Source organism: Candidatus Cybelea sp. (assembly GCA_036489315.1).
GTDB lineage: Bacteria > Vulcanimicrobiota > Vulcanimicrobiia > Vulcanimicrobiales > Vulcanimicrobiaceae > Cybelea.
In genome coordinates, this window is sequence record DASXFZ010000026.1 from 1 (window position 1) to 16,359 (window position 16,359).

20 protein-coding genes and 1 tRNA gene are annotated in these 16,359 nt (G+C 62.7%); 16 read left to right on the forward strand and 5 right to left on the reverse strand.

The window, feature by feature from the left end:
- The coding region (locus VGG51_06510) for a hypothetical protein (GenBank protein HEY1882675.1) at positions 1-215 on the forward strand (215 nt) is incomplete at its 5' end.
- A 57-nt stretch (positions 216-272) separates the two neighbouring features.
- Here VGG51_06510 and VGG51_06515 read toward each other — a convergent pair.
- A complete protein-coding gene (locus VGG51_06515; protein ID HEY1882676.1) occupies positions 273-1,538 on the reverse strand; it encodes a hypothetical protein in 1,266 nt (421 codons plus the stop codon).
- A gap of 182 nt (positions 1,539-1,720) precedes the next feature.
- On the opposite strand from VGG51_06515, the gene VGG51_06520 reads away from it, so the two are divergent.
- Complete coding sequence (locus tag VGG51_06520; protein HEY1882677.1) at positions 1,721-3,046, forward strand: alkaline phosphatase family protein; 1,326 nt, start codon at positions 1,721-1,723, stop codon at positions 3,044-3,046.
- Positions 3,047-3,151: 105 nt separating this feature from the next.
- Positions 3,152-4,174: a hypothetical protein gene (locus tag VGG51_06525; protein ID HEY1882678.1), complete on the forward strand. Its 1,023-nt coding sequence runs from the start codon at positions 3,152-3,154 to the stop codon at positions 4,172-4,174.
- Positions 4,175-4,264: 90 nt separating this feature from the next.
- On the opposite strand, the gene VGG51_06530 is transcribed toward VGG51_06525, so the two are convergent.
- A tRNA-Ile gene (locus VGG51_06530) sits at positions 4,265-4,341 on the reverse strand.
- A 597-nt stretch (positions 4,342-4,938) separates the two neighbouring features.
- Between VGG51_06530 and VGG51_06535 the strand changes: the two genes are divergently transcribed.
- From VGG51_06535 to VGG51_06545, 3 genes are all read left to right on the forward strand, one after another.
- On the forward strand, positions 4,939-5,841 hold the full coding sequence (locus tag VGG51_06535) for a hypothetical protein (GenBank protein HEY1882679.1): 903 nt from the start codon (positions 4,939-4,941) through the stop codon (positions 5,839-5,841).
- Between the two features lie 385 nt (positions 5,842-6,226).
- Positions 6,227-6,973, forward strand: coding sequence for a hypothetical protein (locus VGG51_06540; GenBank protein ID HEY1882680.1), 747 nt, complete (start codon positions 6,227-6,229; stop codon positions 6,971-6,973).
- 16 nt (positions 6,974-6,989) lie between these two features.
- The gene (locus VGG51_06545) at positions 6,990-7,145 is read left to right on the forward strand and encodes a hypothetical protein (GenBank protein HEY1882681.1); all 156 of its coding nucleotides are present in this window, start codon (positions 6,990-6,992) and stop codon (positions 7,143-7,145) included.
- 273 nt (positions 7,146-7,418) lie between these two features.
- On the opposite strand, the gene VGG51_06550 is transcribed toward VGG51_06545, so the two are convergent.
- On the reverse strand, positions 7,419-7,817 hold the full coding sequence (locus VGG51_06550) for a transglycosylase SLT domain-containing protein (GenBank protein HEY1882682.1): 399 nt from the start codon (positions 7,815-7,817) through the stop codon (positions 7,419-7,421).
- 123 nt (positions 7,818-7,940) lie between these two features.
- Here VGG51_06550 and VGG51_06555 point away from each other — a divergent pair, with 123 nt between their 5' ends.
- Genes VGG51_06555 through rimM form a run of 10 tightly spaced genes read left to right on the forward strand, consistent with a single transcriptional unit; the run spans position 7,941 to position 14,280 of the window.
- Positions 7,941-8,405 (forward strand): DUF177 domain-containing protein, encoded by a 465-nt coding sequence (locus VGG51_06555; protein HEY1882683.1) that lies wholly within the window; start codon positions 7,941-7,943, stop codon positions 8,403-8,405.
- A 19-nt stretch (positions 8,406-8,424) separates the two neighbouring features.
- Positions 8,425-8,619 (forward strand): 50S ribosomal protein L32, encoded by a 195-nt coding sequence (rpmF, locus tag VGG51_06560; GenBank protein ID HEY1882684.1) that lies wholly within the window; start codon positions 8,425-8,427, stop codon positions 8,617-8,619.
- 50 nt (positions 8,620-8,669) lie between these two features.
- On the forward strand, positions 8,670-9,644 hold the full coding sequence (locus tag VGG51_06565; protein ID HEY1882685.1) for a beta-ketoacyl-ACP synthase III: 975 nt from the start codon (positions 8,670-8,672) through the stop codon (positions 9,642-9,644).
- The gene (fabD, locus tag VGG51_06570) at positions 9,644-10,597 is read left to right on the forward strand and encodes an ACP S-malonyltransferase (protein ID HEY1882686.1); all 954 of its coding nucleotides are present in this window, start codon (positions 9,644-9,646) and stop codon (positions 10,595-10,597) included. Before VGG51_06565 ends, fabD begins: the two co-directional genes overlap by 1 nt.
- Complete coding sequence (locus VGG51_06575; protein ID HEY1882687.1) at positions 10,594-11,340, forward strand: SDR family NAD(P)-dependent oxidoreductase; 747 nt, start codon at positions 10,594-10,596, stop codon at positions 11,338-11,340. The genes fabD and VGG51_06575 overlap by 4 nt, the downstream gene beginning before the upstream one ends.
- A gap of 30 nt (positions 11,341-11,370) precedes the next feature.
- Positions 11,371-11,622, forward strand: coding sequence for an acyl carrier protein (locus tag VGG51_06580; GenBank protein HEY1882688.1), 252 nt, complete (start codon positions 11,371-11,373; stop codon positions 11,620-11,622).
- Between the two features lie 6 nt (positions 11,623-11,628).
- Complete coding sequence (gene ffh, locus VGG51_06585; protein ID HEY1882689.1) at positions 11,629-12,966, forward strand: signal recognition particle protein; 1,338 nt, start codon at positions 11,629-11,631, stop codon at positions 12,964-12,966.
- 18 nt (positions 12,967-12,984) lie between these two features.
- Complete coding sequence (gene rpsP / locus VGG51_06590; protein ID HEY1882690.1) at positions 12,985-13,275, forward strand: 30S ribosomal protein S16; 291 nt, start codon at positions 12,985-12,987, stop codon at positions 13,273-13,275.
- Positions 13,272-13,760: a KH domain-containing protein gene (locus tag VGG51_06595; GenBank protein HEY1882691.1), complete on the forward strand. Its 489-nt coding sequence runs from the start codon at positions 13,272-13,274 to the stop codon at positions 13,758-13,760. Before rpsP ends, VGG51_06595 begins: the two co-directional genes overlap by 4 nt.
- Positions 13,735-14,280 carry a ribosome maturation factor RimM gene (rimM, locus tag VGG51_06600; protein ID HEY1882692.1) on the forward strand — a complete coding sequence of 182 codons (546 nt, stop codon included), beginning with the start codon at positions 13,735-13,737 and terminating at the stop codon, positions 14,278-14,280. The genes VGG51_06595 and rimM overlap by 26 nt, the downstream gene beginning before the upstream one ends.
- Here rimM and VGG51_06605 read toward each other — a convergent pair.
- Together VGG51_06605 and VGG51_06610 are read right to left on the reverse strand one after the other, a co-directional pair.
- On the reverse strand, positions 14,277-15,302 hold the full coding sequence (locus VGG51_06605) for a hypothetical protein (GenBank protein HEY1882693.1): 1,026 nt from the start codon (positions 15,300-15,302) through the stop codon (positions 14,277-14,279). The two genes, rimM and VGG51_06605, sit on opposite strands and share 4 nt — an antisense overlap.
- Before the next feature lie 7 nt (positions 15,303-15,309).
- The gene (locus VGG51_06610; protein HEY1882694.1) at positions 15,310-16,122 is read right to left on the reverse strand and encodes a YihY/virulence factor BrkB family protein; all 813 of its coding nucleotides are present in this window, start codon (positions 16,120-16,122) and stop codon (positions 15,310-15,312) included.
- Between the last annotated feature and the right edge of the window lie 237 nt (positions 16,123-16,359).

Consider the following 16,359-nt stretch of genomic DNA (forward strand, 5'->3'; position numbering starts at 1 on the left):
ACACGCAGTACGAGTTTGGCAGCATACTGAAGTTCGTTGAGGAGACGTTTGCGCTCGGCAGCCTGGGAACCACCGACGTAAGGGCAGCGAGCATCGCCGATTGCTTTAAGTTCGCCTCGAGGCCAATGGACTTCATACCAATCCGGACGAAACTTTCTGCGGAGTATTTCGAACGGCTTCCGATCAGCGATGAGCCCGCGGACGACGACCGGTAGAAAACGGGGCGGACGCGTGCGCGCCCACCCCGTTCTAGCCTTGGCTTAAAACCGGATTTAGTAGGCTCTGTCGGTCTTGGGGGTTCCCCAGCCGCCCGGACCCGAGTACTGTCCGAACTGGTTGGTGCCGGCCATGCAGAGATAGCTTCCGCTGCAGCTGCCGTCCGAGCCGCTGGTGATCTTGTGAAGGTCCTTTTTGAGCGCCCTCTTCTTGAGCTGCCAGAAGCTCTCGCCGGCATTGAGCTTGGCGCTGTTGCCCTTGAGCGCGACGATGCCGGCGGTGAACGGCGAAGCGACGCTGGTTCCGCAAACCGGCGTCCAGGTGCTGTACTCGCTAATGTAGACTGCGACGCCGGGGCTGCATCCCGACTCCGAGGAGATATCGGAATCGGTCCGGCTGGTGCAGCTTGGGTCGTGCTGCCACGAGGGCTTGGAGACGCCTGGGCTTCCGACGATGCTCGAGCTGGCGCAGCCGGCGCCGGCGTCGTTCCAGACGCTTTCGGTAAACTTGTTACCGCTCACTTCGAGCTGCGTACCTCCGACGGCGATCACGCTGTCGAGCACCGACGGGCCGCCGATCTCGTTGTAGGCCTCGTCACCCGAGGACGCGAGATACGTGATGCCGGGCGAGTTGAAGAAGTTGGTGAAGCTCGAATCGCCACAATTCCAGCTGCCGTAGCAGATCCAGCTGTTGCTGAGAATGGTCGCACCGAGCGTGACCGCTTCTTTTTCCGCCTGTTCGAAATCGCTGATGCCGTCATTGGCCTCCATCAGCATAACGGTGCACTTCGGGCAAGAGGCGGAGATCATCTCGATATCCAGGGCCGATTCAACGCACCAGTCGTAGTTTTCGCAACTGGGAGGATAGTTGCTCTGCTGGCCGTTCTCGTTGTACTTCATTAGGGTACCGGCGGGCAGCCCAAAGGTGCTGCGATACGTCGCGAAGTCGGTCGCGGCGTTGGCGAGATCGCCGGCCTCGATCACCGCGATCTTGGTGCCGGCTCCGTTCTTGAGCTGTTTCGTGAGCTTGTAGGCAGACTCGAGTTGTTGAGCGGTGAATCCGCAGGTTGACGACGGCGAGCAGGCCGGCGAAATACCGTTGTGGAGAACCTCGAGCGCCAAGCACGTCGGTTTCCCGGCGACTTGCGGGCAGGTCGCCTTCGCGAGGTGCATCCGCTGCCACTGTGGGGCGACTTTGTTGACGAGGGTAGCGGCTTGCGAACCGCCGGATGTTGCCGGCACGTTCGACGTTCCGCCCGCGCTACAGGCGGAAACTGCGAGCGCCGCAGCGATCGGCGCAAAAATTTTTAACGATCGAATCACAGAAGCTCCTTATTATGCAAAATGTGAGGGTCCGTCTGGGGAGGTTCCTATTCAGGAGCGGTTGCTCTGCTGACCTGCTCCTCGCTCCCTTGCCTCCCCGTCTTTTCTGATAGCGACGGGCTCCGAGCTGCGCTGTTGGAGGAAGGCATCTCAAGGCGCGGCATCTCCGGGAGGTGCGGCCCGTGGTTCGGCTTGCGGCTTTGGCTGCGTCCCTTGCGTGGGCGGCGTGTTCGTCGAACGCCGCTTTCCCGGCGCTTCCCTCCGCGCGAAGCACTGATTTCGTTCAAGCGGCGAACGCTACCGGAAAAATACGCCACGTCGTGTGGATCGTACAGGAGAATCGCAGCTTCAACGACTTGTTCGAAGGGTACCCGGGCGCGAGAACGTCGACAACGGGCAAGGACTCACACGGAGACACGATTACGTTGCACCCGGTCCCCCTTACGACGGTCTATGAGATCGACCATTCGGCGTTCGCGATGTTCAGCGCGTGCGATGGTAAGGGAGAGCTTCCCGGGACGAAGTGCCGCATGGACGGATTCGACCTCGAGCGCGAGTACGGATCTCTCGACGGCCAATACGCCTACGTGCCGCGCTCCGAGACGAAGCCATATTGGGCTATGGCACACGAGTGGGCGCTGGCCGATAAGATGTTTGCCTCACAACTCGATGAGAGTTTCGTCGCGCATCAATACATTATCGCGGCGCAGGCCGACTCGAGCGTCGACGTGCCGATGGCCTCGCTTTGGGGCTGCGGCGGTCCAAAATCCGAGAAGGTCGAGACCATCAACTCACAACGCAAGTATAGCGGGGTGCAGCGGCCTTGCTTCGACTATACGACGCTTGGCGACGAGTTGGACAAAGCCGGGCTGACGTGGCGGTTCTACACGTGCCGCTATCGGAAGCCGCTCAGCGGGTATTGGTCCGGATACCAGGCGGTGCGCCACATTTTCCACGGCCCCGATTGGAAGACCAACATCCTCACGCCGCAAAAGAAGTTCTTGAGCGACGTGCGAAGCGGAAAGCTTGCGAGCATGACGTGGATAACGCCGCTCTGCCCCGACTCCGATCACCCGTTGTGCGGCGGCGGCTTCGGCCCGTCGTGGGTGTCATCGGTCGTCAATGCCGTGGGCGAGAGCAAGTTTTGGAGTACGACCGCGATTTTCGTGCAGTGGGACGATTGGGGCGGGTGGTACGATCCGGTGCCGCCTCCTTTTAGGGACTACGACGGGCTTGGATTTCGCGTGCCGCTGATCGTGATCTCGCCGTATGCCAAGCAGAACTACGTTTCCCACGTGCAGTATGAAACGGCCAGCGTCCTGCGCTTCACCGAGGACGTTTTTGCTTTGCAGCAGCTCGCCGCGTCGGATACGCGCGCGAGTTCGCCGGCCGGGGACTGCTTCGATTTCACGCAAATGCCGCGCAAGTTCGTTCCGATTCAAGCGCCGCACGGCGAGTCGTTCTTTCTGCACCAAGCCGCCGATCCACGGATTCCCGACGAAGAGTAAGCGGAATCGCGACCCTCGCGCAAATGAAGTTGCAAGGTCGGCGGCACCACTCCGATAAAGAAGCGTAGCCAGCGATCGTTTCTACTTGTAAGGGAGCAACCTAAAATGAACACGACCAGTTTCATGAAATACGCCGGCGCCGTTGGTGCGCTTGCGATATGCGCGGCGTGCGGCGGCGGCTCGTCGGTCGCGCCGTCAAGTGCCGCGCTCAGTGGCGCACACATCGGCCGAACGGCCTCCGTGAACGGCCGGCTGGTGACGGCAGCGCACCCGAATCGGGGTGCAATGCAGCGTTTCCCGGCGATCGTTCCCGACCAAGCGGCGAAGAAGAAGTCGAAGTACTTCGAGTACGTCATCAACTTTTACGGCAGCTTCGCCAGCATCTTCAACTATCCGAAGAACACTAATCAAATCGGTACGATCAATGACGTCGGCGGCCAGGGGTGTACGAACGTTCTCTACGGCTACGGCAAGAAAATCTTCTGGATCGTTGCCGCCTTTAACCAGATAACGGAGTACCAGGTCCCCCAGAAGCCCTTAAAGACGCTCTCTGTTTCCGACGGCAGCATGCCTTCGAGCTGCGCCATGAATACCAGCGGCGACCTTGCCGTCGGGATCTTGGACGGGCCGTCTGAGGGCGACATCGTCCTCTACAAGGGCGCGAAGGGCGCCGGCAAGTTCATAAAGACGCCGTTGGCCGAAGAGTTCTTCGACGGCTACGACAACAAAGGGAATCTCTTCTTCGACGGCTTTACCGGCAGCGGTGCCTTTCAGCTCGACGAGCTCCCGAAGGGCAGCAAGACGGCCAAAACGATCGTGACGACCAACACGATCTCGTTTCCCGGCTCCGTGCAGTGGGACGGCAAGTACATGACCGTCTTCGATCAGGAAGCAAACAACCTGTACCAGTACTCGATCGGTGGAACGACGGCGACGCTGAAGGGCACCGTATCCTTCTCGGGTTCCAGCGACTGCGCGCAGACCTGGATTGCGACGGGCGTCGTCTACTGCGGGGACGCAGGTAACGACAACGGCTCGGTCTTCAAATATCCGGCCGGCGGTTCGCAGCTCGCGGTCTTTACGGGGAGTTTCGACGAACCCCTCGGCGTGGTGGCTGCGAAGAAATAACCTCTCGGGATGTGTCCGGCACACGGCAGCTCGCTTGTTTTCCCAGCGGCGAGTTGCCGACAGCCCGTAACCCCGCGCCAAAACGCTCGATGGTGGGCCGTCCAGGGATCGAACCTGGGACCTCATGCTTATCAAGCATGCGCTCTAACCAGCTGAGCTAACGGCCCGAGACAAAGTGAGAGTATAGCATCCGGCGCAAGGGTCCTCTAGTCACCGTTCGACGCGCTCAGGACGACGTGCCCTTGGACGCGCTCAGGACGAAGTGCCCTTGGACGCGCTCAGGACGACGTGCCCTTGGACGCGCCCAGGATCACGCGCCCTCGACGCGCTCAGGCCCTTCGACGTGCCCACGCTGCTGTACTAATCTACAATGCTCAAGGCTTGGCCCTGGAGATTAACGGTCAGCTTGTATTCACCGAAATCGAAACTCTCTAGCCGCTCCTTGCCCTTCGGATATCGCCATGCGCTTAGCTCACGCGCAAGGTGAAGATTCGGTAGCCGAAAATCCAACCGGCCGCTGCGCTTCATAGTGGCCGGGGTTTGTCCGAAGCAAAGCCGAAACGACGAAAGGGCACACTGGCGTTCGCGGAGCAGAAGAGCATAGAGAATTGAAAAAAGTTGGGCTGATGCGATACGGGTTAACTAGCTGCGTAGCGGGAGCATTGTTAGCGTCATGCGGCGGCTCGCAGCTGCCGACAGGCGCGCCTGGCGCGATGCCGCAAGCGTGGACTCCCGCGGCGCACGGCGATCGTGGTACGTCATGGATGCTGCCGGAAGCGAAGACTCACGACTTACTTTATGTCTCGACCGATAACGAACCCAACGCGTCGGTTAACGTTTACGAGCTTCCAAATGAGAAGCTAGTTGGAACGCTAACTGGCTTTCTCCACGCCGTGGGTGGCCAGTGCGTTGACTCTGCGAGCGACGTGTTCATCGGTTCATGGCCGGACGGCTCCTACGGATCGGGTACAATCTACGAGTACGCACACGGAGGCACCAGCCCCATCGCCACGCTTGATGCTCCGGGCCCCGTCTACAACTGTTCCGTCGATCAGACAACCGGAAATCTAGCCGTCGTTGGTCCCAACCTGAATAATCCGCACGCCAATTATGGCTCGCTCGCGATCTATATCGGCGCGAAAGGAACTCCGAAGGTCTTCTACAGTTCAACGTTCTCGATGAACGGATGCAGTTATGATGACAAGGGGAACCTCTATCTCTCAGTTTATAGCGTCCGAGCGGAAGAATACGGACTGGCTCGCTTAGCAACCGGCAGCAGTTCAATAAAAGCGATCGATCTCGAGACTCCAGTCTATGCCGGCATGTATTTTAATCCATCCGTCAGATGGAATGGCAGGCACATGACGGTATCATCGTTTCCAGCGAACGATGAACGGGGGGAAAGTGGGCCCATCTCGGTATACCAGTTGAAATTCTCAGGAGCGCACGCGGCCGTGATCGCCACGACGCGATTGAACAGCCCGAAGAACTTCAACCGTAGTCCGTACTGGATTGCGGGAAAGTACGCAGCCGGCATCTACAACTATCGAGGTTATGGCCGCGTCGGCCTGTGGTCCTACCCACAGGGTGGCACGCCTGTCCGCGGCGTTAAAGTGACTGACGCGGGAACACTTCCGGGCCTAACCATCAGCGTCGCACCGCACTAGCGTCACGCCGTAGCCTTCCACCGCACCGCCTGTTGCACGGCTTCGCGATCGCGGGGTCGTGTTTGCTTTTTCCGGCAGCCGAGGCAGCTTTGTAGACCGCGCCGAAATGGTTAGGATCGCCGGTCCATTCTTGACTGCGAGAGGATTAGTAATGGTGGTTTTACGTTTAGGCGGCTGCGCGCTAACGAGCTGCGCCGCGGCGGCGATGCTTGCAGGGTGCGGAGGACCGCACGCTCAGAGCGTTGTGCCGGCTACCGCGCCGGCTCTCGTTTCGTGGATGGCGTCCCGCGGGGTCGGGCGTAATTTACTCTATGTTTCCAACGGAGCGAGTAACATCGGGGTCGTCCTCGTGTACACGTATCCAGGAGGCAAGCCGGTCGGCAGCTTGGCGAGCTTCGAAGGCGCTCAGGGCTTATGCGCCGACCAGGCGGGCGATATCTTCGTGCCGTTTTTCGGCCTCTTTGGCGGAGTATACGAGTTTGCGCATGGCGGCGCCTCACCAATCGCGAGCCTCAGTAACCAATATGGCTACGAAATCGGTTGCTCCTCCAGCCCGACCACGGGCAAACTCGCAGTCATCGGCGGCTACAACGCCGCTTATGTCACGATTTATACATATAAAGCCAAGGGAGGCGGCTGGAAAACCGGTAAGAGCTACGCAGATCCGGCCCTCTCGCATGCAAGCTTCTGCGGCTACGATAATCAGGGCGATTTCTTCGTCGATGGCACGACTTCTAGTGGTGGCTTTGCGCTCACCGAGCTTCCCACTGGCGGCAACGCGTTCACAACCGTCACGCTGTCGCAAAGCATTAAAGCGGCGGGTGGAGTGCAATGGGACGGTTCCCACCTGGCCATTGGGGATACGGGCGTTTCACCATCGGTGATCTATCAGTTCGACGTCAGCGGAAGCAACGGGACGAAGGTTGGCTCGACAACGCTGGGCGGCTCGGAGACGGTGGAGCAATTTTGGATCCAGGGCGGGAGACTGATTGCCCCGGATTCAGCGCGATCGTGCGGCCAGAGCCAGAAGGGGTGCGTCGTGCTCTACCGCTACCCCGCCGGCGGCTCTCCCATTACAAGGATTGCTCTTGCCGGCGCGTTCGGGGCGACAGTTAGCCTAGCGCCGAAATAGGCGCCGCGCCTCATGCATGGCTTCGCGATCGCGAGGCCACCTTTCGTTCGTTCCCACCAACAATGCGATGAAGGTCGAGTGCGTTGGCTCGCAGATCCGCGCGTCGGCTTCGGGTGAGGGCACGGCCCACTACGCGTTGCTCAGCCCTTCGACACCCTTCGACAAGCTCTGAGGGACCCTCACCTCGGCACGTGGCCCACGCTCAGGACTCCGAGCGTCGCCAAACGAGCGCTCGCTCGCAGAACTTCTTGAAGACCTCCCCGACCTATGGCCCAAGGCCACCGTTGAGCTGCAACAGGAGCTCGCCGCTTTTGGCGCCGTGCTTGCGGAAAGCCCAGCATTTGGCGGACTTTGTGCCGACCCATCCAGCCGCGGCCGACTTGCGTTTTGTCGTGTCGCAAGCGTGCGCAAAACAGAAGACGAGATCACCAAGAAATGGATCTCTCTAGTCTAGCGCCCCCATGTCACCCATGTCACCCATGTCACCCTTGTCACCCTTGTCACCCTTGTAGGCGGAGAGCGCCTCGCGGACGTTGCCGCCGTAGCGCTTGAGGAGCCCCGAGAGCATTCCGGCGGCATAATCCGCGTTGCTGCCCGGGTCCATCGCCGCGGGGGTCGCGGCGAACGGGTGCCAACGATCGTCGATTTGGAAGACCCCGCGGCCGTGGCCGCCGTCGCCGACGACGTTGCGCCCGGAGTTCGCGCCGGGCCCTCCCGTCTCTTGGGCGGCAACGGCGGCCAGCAGGTTTGGATCGAGGCCGTTTTGCCGGGCGGCCCGGGCGATCTGGGGAGCGTAGGCAACGCCGTTTTCCGCAAGCCGGGAAGCGATTGGATCGATGCTCATGACAACCGCTCCATCCCCCGCGTGATGCGTTTGACAAGGCAGCAGCGCGGGTTTTAGAATGGCTAGGTCGTAGCGGGCCCTGCCTGGTTGGGTGGGGCTTCGTGCTGCGACGGCAACTCTTCTATGGATCGTTCGCACAGAGTCGACATCAGCGGGCTGCTCGGCGGGGGTCGCCAGCTCATGGCGATCGACGACGAGGTGCCGATCGAGCCGTTCGAGGGACTCGCGTTTCCGGAGCCGGTCCGAATCGCGCTGGAACTGCGCCAGGCCGATGGTATGCTCGCCATCGAGGGAAGCGTCGACGCGCGGGTGCGCGGCAGCTGCGACGCCTGCCTCGAAGCCGTGGACCTGCGGGTTCACGTCGACGTCGACGAGCGCCTCGACCCGACGCACGGCCGCGAAGAAGATCCCTTCGGCGACAGCAACGTCTTGACGGGGCAGCGTCTCGACGTGGCCGATCTGGCCCAACAGATCGTGCTCAGCGCGCTGCCGCTCGGCCTGCGGTGCAAGGAAGATTGCGCAGGCCTGTGCGGGGTTTGCGGGGCGAATAGGAATATGGGCGAATGCTCGTGCGACGTCGAGCAATGACTTTATCGATCGGAGAATTATGGCGAATCTAAAATGGAAGACGCCGCGCAGCAAGACGCGCAGCCGGCGGGCGGCAAACTGGAAGCTCGGCCCGGTGACGACCGTCCAATGCCCGCAGTGTCACCAGCCGAAGCGGCCGCATTTCGCGTGCGAAAACTGCGGCACGTATAAGGGCCGTCAGGCCATCAAGGTAACCGAAGAGTCCGCCGGTTAGCGCGGGTGGTTTCCAGAACCGGCCGGTCCGCATAGGTGTCCTTGTGCGGTGTGAAAATCGTCGGCGTCGGCCACTATGCGCCGGCCCGAGTCGTCTCCAATCACGAGTTAGAGGCTTGGCTCGACACCTCGGACGAGTGGATCACCTCGCGGACCGGAATGAAGCGGCGCCATTGGACCTCAGATGACGAGGGGACCAGCGACCTAGCCTCCGCGGCCGCGCAAGCGGCGCTCGTTCACGCCGATCTGCGCGCCGCCGACGTCGACTGCTTCATCGTCGCCACCGTTACGCCGGACTACTACTTTCCGGCGACCGCGTGTCTGGTCGCCTCGCGCCTGGGGGTCAGCGAGAAGGCGGCTTTCGACATCTCCATCGCCTGCAGCGGCTTCATTTACGGACTAACCGTCGGCTCGGGGCTGATTCGATCGGGCGTCTACCGCCGGGTGATGGTCATCGGCGCCGAATCGCTCTCGAAGATTCTCGACAAACAGGATCGCTCGACCGCGATTCTCTTCGGCGACGGCGCGGGCGCCGTGATCCTCGAAAGCTCGCAAGATGATTCGTTTCTCGCCTCCGATCTGGGAGCCGACGGCAGCCGGCCGGAGCTGCTCTTCGCGCACGGCAGCGGTTTTCGCAAACCGCTCGATCATGACGCCCTCGATGCGAAGGTGCATCTCATTCACATGGCGGGCCCCGAAACGTTCAGGCTCGCGGTGACCAAGATGGTGGAATCGACCGACGCCGTTTTGCTCAAAGCAAACCTGAGCAAATCGGACGTCTCGTTTTTGATTCCGCACCAGGCGAACAAACGCATCATCGACGCGACTGCGCGCTACTTGAATCTGCCCGACGATAAAGTCGTCGTGAACATCGCCGAGTACGGCAATACCTCGGCGGCCTCGATTCCCATGGCGCTCTCCGAGGCCGTTCGGGCCGGGCGCGTGAAGCCCGGCGACGTGGTCGTCTTCGTGGCCTTCGGCGGCGGCCTCTCCTGGGGCGCGGTTGCTTGGAAATGGGCGGCTTAGTGCGCTACGCGGCGGTCTTTCCCGGCCAAGGCTCGCAGGGCGTGGGCATGGGCTGCGACGCTGCGGCGACCTCGCCCGCGGCGCGCGCGCTGTTCGAACGCGCGGCCGGCGTGCTTGGGTACGATCTGCTGACGCTGCAGCGCGTCGGCCCCGAAGATCGCCTGCGCGAGACCGAGTACAGTCAGCCGGCGATCTTCGTGACCAATCTCGCGCTCTACGAAGCCGTGCGCAGCGAGGTTCGGCCGGTCGTCACCGCCGGCCACTCTTTCGGCGAGATCTGCAGTTTGGTGATCGCCCGTTCGCTGGAATTTGACGAAGGGCTGCGCATCGTCAACGAGCGCGCGCAGGCGATGCAGGCGGCCGCAGCCCGCAAGCGCGGCGGGATGGCGGCGGTACTCGGATTGCCGGCCGAGCAGATCCGTGCGGTGCTCGAGCGGCTCGCCGCCGAAAACGTCGGCCAGGTCGCGATGGCCAACTTCAATTCGCCGACGCAGATCGTCATCAGCGGCGACGCAGCCGCCGTCGTGGCGGCGACGCAGCCGATGCTCGACGCCGGCGCGAAGCGCGTCATTCCGCTCAACGTCTCGGGCGCGTGGCACAGCGTGCTGATGGAGCCAGCGGTCGAGCGGCTCTCGGCTGCGGTGGAGCAGAGCCGCTTTCGCCTGCCGGAGTTCGACGTGATATCCAACGTCGACGGGCGCGTCTATCGCGACGTCCAAACGATCAAAGAGAACCTGGTCCGGTCGATCGTCGAGGAAGTGCGCTGGCACGATACCGCCGAGCGCATTTTAACCTACGAGCTGGATCGCGTCGTGGAATTCGGCGCGAGCAACGTGCTCGGCGCGTTGATGCGGCGGATGCCTAATAGCCCGCAGGTCAGCGTCGTCAGCGACAGCTCGGGTGTCGAGAAGCTTCGCGCCGAGCTGCAGCGCGCGACGGGAGCCACCGTTTGATCCTCACCGGGAAGACGGCGATCATTACCGGCGCGAGCCGCGGGATCGGCCGCGCAATCGCCGTCGAGTTCGCGCGCGGCGGCGCCGACGTCGCGCTGGTCGGCCGCGATATCGAAGCACTCAACGAGAGCGCGGCCGCCTGCGCGAACGCGCGTGCCGGCGCGACCGCCGAAGTCTATCTCGCAGACGTCACCGACCAAGCGGCGATGGAACGGATTGTCGGAGAGGTCGTCGAACGCTTCGGCCGCCTCGACTGCGCGATCGCCAACGCCGGGCAGTCCATCGACTCGCTGCTCATGCGCCTCAAACGCGAAACGATCGATCATCTGCTCGACGTCAACTTGAAGTCGGCGTTCTATCTCTGCGCCGCCGCGTCACGGCCGATGATGAAGCGGCGTGCCGGCTCGATCGTGCTGATGACCAGCATCGTCGGCATGACCGGGAACGCCGGCCAGGCGGCGTACGCCGCCTCAAAGGCCGGGCTCATCGCCCTGTGCAAATCGCTGGCGAAGGAGTTGGGTTCGAGGAATATAAGAGTCAACGCCGTCGCGCCGGGCCTGATCGAGACCGCGATGACCGAGAAGATGCCCGGCGCCGCAAGGGAATTTTTGATAAAGCAAGCTGCTCTCGGCCGCGCCGGGAAGCCGGAGGATGTGAGTGGAGCGGTCGCGTTTCTCTGCTCGGATGCTGCCGGCTACATCACCGGACAAACGCTCGTAATCGACGGCGGAGTCCTGATGTGATCCCAATTACATACTTAATAAGGAGACGAGATGTCCACCACCTTCGATAAAGTGAAGAAGATCATCGTCGAACAGCTCGGCGTCGACGAGTCGGAAGTGACGCCCGAAGCGTCGATTACCGACGATCTCGGTGCCGATTCTCTCGACCAAGTCGAGCTGGTGATGGCGTTCGAGACCGAGTTCAACATCGACATTCCCGACGAGGAAGCGGAGAAGATCAAAACCGTAGGCGATGCGGTCAAGCGCATCGACGAGACGACGACGGGTCCCGCGGCCTCGTAACCCTCGTTGTTCGATCAGCTTAGCGACCGCCTCGGCGCGATATTCGAGCGCCTGAGCGGAAAAGGTAAAGTTTCCGAGAGCGAGGTCAACGACGCGCTGCGCGAGGTTCGGGTCGCGTTGCTCGAGGCCGACGTCTCGCTTGCGACCGCTAAGGCCTTCGTCGCCCGAATCAAAGAGAGAGCCGTCGGCGCGAACGTCCTCGAATCGCTGACGCCGGCGCAGACGATCTTGACGATCGTGCACGGTGAACTCGTCGAGCTGCTCGGTCCGTCAAGCAACTCTCCCGCCGGGCGCCTGAACTTTGCCGACGCACCCCCGTCGATCATCATGATGGTCGGCCTCCAGGGCTCGGGCAAGACGACGCAGTCCGCCAAGCTCGCCCTGCGACTCAAAGAGCAGGGCCGCCGCTCGATGCTCGTTGCCGCCGATATCTATCGTCCTGCAGCAATCGATCAGCTGCAGACGCTCGGCAAACAGATCGATCTTCCCGTTTACAGCGCGGGCACGGCGAAGCCCCCGCGCATCGTCCGCGATGCGATTGCCGAAGCCAAGCGGCTCGCGATCTCGACGGTGATCATCGATACCGCCGGCCGCCTGCAGATCGACGAAGCGCTGATGGACGAGCTCGCCGAGATCAAAAAGATCGCCGCGCCGCAAGAGATTCTGCTCGTCGCCGATGCGATGACCGGACAAGAAGCCACCAACGTTGCGAAAGGGTTCCACGACCGTCTGGGCATCACCGGCGTGATCTTGACGAAGCTGGACGGCGACACGCGCGGCGGCGCCGCGCTCTCGATCCACAGCGTCACGGGAGCGCCGATCAAATTCGTCGGAATCGGTGAGAAGCTCGCCGCCCTCGAGCCTTTCTATCCCGATCGTTTGGCTTCGCGGATTCTCGGCATGGGCGACGCGCTCACCCTGATCGAGAAAACGCAGAGCATCTATTCCGAAGAGCAGGCGCGCAAGCTGCACGAGAAGCTCGTCAAGCAGAACTTTACCCTCGACGATTTCCTCGAGCAGATGCGCCAAGTCCGGAAGCTCGGCTCGATGACCGATCTGATGAAGATGGTTCCGGGCCTCTCGCGCGCGCTGCCCAAAAACTTTGAAATACCCGAACGCGAAGTGAGCAAGATCGAAGCGATCATCTGCTCGATGACGCGCAACGAGCGCCACCATCCCGATCTCCTCAATGGATCGCGGCGCAAGCGAATCGCCCGCGGCTCGGGTACGCAAGTCTCCGACGTGAACCGGCTCGTCAAACAGTTCGAGCAGGCACGCCAGATGGCAAAACAACTCGGAGGAAAGAGGCGGCGTCCGTTCTTGCCGCTTCCCCCTAGCCCATAACGAAAGCAAAAAGAGAGAATGGTACGTATTCGTCTGCGCCGCATGGGCGCGAAAAAACAGCCCACCTACCGTTTCGTGGTCGCCGACGCGCGGGCGCCGCGCGACGGGCGTTTTATTGAGATTCTCGGACACTACAATCCGCGGACGGAGCCGCGGACCGTCGAAGTCGACGAAGCCAAAGTGCGCGAATGGCTCGCAAAAGGCGCTCAGCCGTCCGAAACGGTTCGCCGCCTCTTTGCCGAAAAAGGACTCGTGGAGCGCGGGCCGATTCCGGAGACCAAACGGCAGCCCAAGAGCAAGGCCTCGTGAGCTCGTTCGACGACGAGTTCGGCCTCTTCAGCGAGTCGGTCGCCGATGAGGTCGAGCGCCAGCCGTCGCGCCGCGTAAGCTCTCAGCCGCAGCAGGCCCCGCCGCCGGTTGGATCGCAGCCGGCGATGTCGCGCCCCTCGCGGCCGCAGCCCCGGCGCGAACGCCGGCCGAGCCGCCCTTCCAACGATCCGTGGGCCGGCCACCGTCGCGCCAGCGAGCTGCTGCAGTTTCTCGCGCGCAAACTCGTCGCGAATCCCGACGACGTCACCGTCGAGCTCTTCGTCGACGAGCGTGCGCAGCCGGTGATCGAGCTGATCGTCAACCCGGACGACCTCGGCAAAGTGATCGGTCGAAGCGGACGCGTCGCACACGCGCTGCGCACGATCGTTCGCGCGACTGCAGAAGGTCGCGTCGCGGTCGATATTCTCGATACGGAAGAGGCTGCCGGAGGCCCCGAGGATGACCCTTCGACAAGCTCAGGATGACGGCGCTGCGCCTAGGGTGACGGCGGACGCTCAGAATGACATAGAAGTCGGAAGGATCGCTGGATTGTTCGGCGTCCGCGGCGAGCTCAAGTGCGACCCGACCAGCGCGGGTCGCACTGTCTTTGTACCGGGCGCCGTGCTGCGTTGCGAACGCGGCGATTCCTCGAGCTCGATTCGACTGAGTGCGGTTCGCGCGCACCAGAGGCGGCTGCTGGTGCGCATCGAGGGCGTCGGCGATGCGACCGCCGCGCACGCGTACGTCGGCGCGGTGCTCTACGCCCCGCGCGAGAGCGCCGATCTCGCCGCCGGCGAGTATTTGGACGCCGATCTGATCGGCTGCCCCGTCGTCTCTGCAAGCGGCACGCCGTACGGTACCGTCGAACGCGTCGAGCACTATCCCGCGAGCGACATGCTCGTCGTCGACGGGCACTTCGTGCCGATGGTCGCCGCCATCGTCTTGCAGGTCGACCTCGCAGCGAAGCGCATCGTCATCGACCCGCCCGAAGGTTTGTTCGGCTAGCTGTTGTCGGGGTGCGCGATCGCGTACGCGGCGACCGCGGCGTCGACGGCCGCTTTGTACGAGCCGCCCTTGCCGATCTGATGATCGAGCGGGGCGCCGAAGCAAGTGTAGATCGTCAGGTCCAGCGTGTACTGCATCTTATGGTGCGCGCCGCGGCCGGCCTGCAGCGTTCCGGCGGCGACGGTGTTGTCGCGGTTCGGCCCGCAGATCGTTTCGGTCGATTGCGCGGGCACGCTCGTTACGGTCGTCATCTTCGCGTTGTAGAAGTGACCGAGCGCGTAGAAGAGTTCGTTGGTCGCACCGGCGAGATCCGTGGATGAGAACGCGCTGGCCGCGATAACCGGGGCGACGATCACGCCGCGCGACGGTTTGGTCGTCGGCGCGGGCGAGGGTCCGCCGCGCGCGCCTTTGTGCTTGAAGACCGAGTCGACGATGCTGCCGATACCCGAGATCGGAACCTTGGCGCCGTTGGTTGAGGTCGGCGCGGGCGTGTTCGAAGGTTGCGTCTCGACGTTCTGCGTCTCGCGACCGGTAAAGGCGAGGATTTGCTCGCGCGCGAGCAGCGACTGGGAAGCGACGTCGGCGACGTTCGAGACCTGCCCCGTCTGCGAGAAGAGGATCACGCCGCTATCGACGCTCACGACCTGCTCGACGACGGCTGCCGAGTCGCCGACCGGCGTGACGTAGCCGCTGATGTAGAAGTCGGCTTTTTGCGAGCGCGCGTAGTCGAGAAAGTTCGTGCGCTTGACGCCTTCCGGAATCGCCGGGATCTCGAGGCCGCCCGCGGACGCCATCTCCTGGGCGGAGATCTGGGCGATCGCGATGCCGATCTTCGGGTCGGCGCCGGTCTGCACGTCGAAGGGGTAGATCAAGATGACCGGCACCTGGCTCAGCCGAGGAGCCGGGGGAGCGGACGCTGACGACGAGGGCGACGGGGAGGGCGAGGGTGCCGGGGACGGGTGCGGCGGCGCCGCCGCCACCAGCAGCACGAGCGACAAAAATAGCACAGTCCGCTTCATCATGAAGGCGCTACTCTTCGCGGAGCACGCTCCGATACCCGGTCGAGAGCGTGATGCTGTACTCGGCGCCGAAGAGAAAGATCGAGCCGATGCAATAAAACCAGAGCAGCAGTACGAGCGGGGCCGAGAGTGCACCATAAATTCGCGTGAAGTCGACGTGCGTTACGTAGGCCGCGAACGCGTACTGCACCACCGGCCACGCGATCGCCACGATGGCCGCGCCGCGCGACGCGAAGGCCCACGATATCGGGCGATTCGGCAGCAGGCGGTAGAGGAGCACCGCGACGATGTAGACCAGCGCGATCGAGATGAGGTAGGCGAGGATATGCGTGATGCGCTGCGGATCGTGAATGCCCGCGACGCGAAAGGTCACGGCAAGCACGACCGGCAGCGCGGTTGCGATCAACAGCAGCACCGCGGTCGCCGGCAGCATCACGACCGAGAGCAGCAGATTGTGCACGAGCGGGCGCGACTTGGGAACGTTGAGTGCGCGGTCGAGCGCGTAGGCGAGCCCCATGAAGAGATTCTTGCCCGACCAGAGCAGAAAGAGAAACGCGATGATGCTCGAGATGCCGCGCCCGTAGATGTACGTCTGGAGGTTCTCGGAGATGTAATCCCGGAGGGTCGGCGCCAGCGTGCCGACGAGCATCAGCAAACGTCGCTCGGGATTGGGATAGACCAGCGTCGCGGCGCTGAGCGCCAGCACCATCAACGGAAAGATCGCAAAGAGCGCGTTGAACGCGACGGATTGCGCGTGGAAGGCGCAGCCGTCACGCGAGAAGCGAATCCCGGCTTCACGAAAGGCGGAGAAGAGTCGCCGCATCGCAGGCGGTATATCGTTGCAACGTGCCGCTATTCCCACCGGAAGCTCCGGTAACGATCCTACTCAACGGCCACCCGCTCCCGAGCTACGTCGCGGCGTACGTGACGGACGGCCGCGTCCTCGCCCCGGCCGATCCGCTCCTGACGCGGCTGGCCGACCGGATGTGGATCGAGGACGGTACGCTGGTCGTCGAGCGCGGTACGACGCGCATCCGCGTGCCGCTGGAGCGGCGCGTGA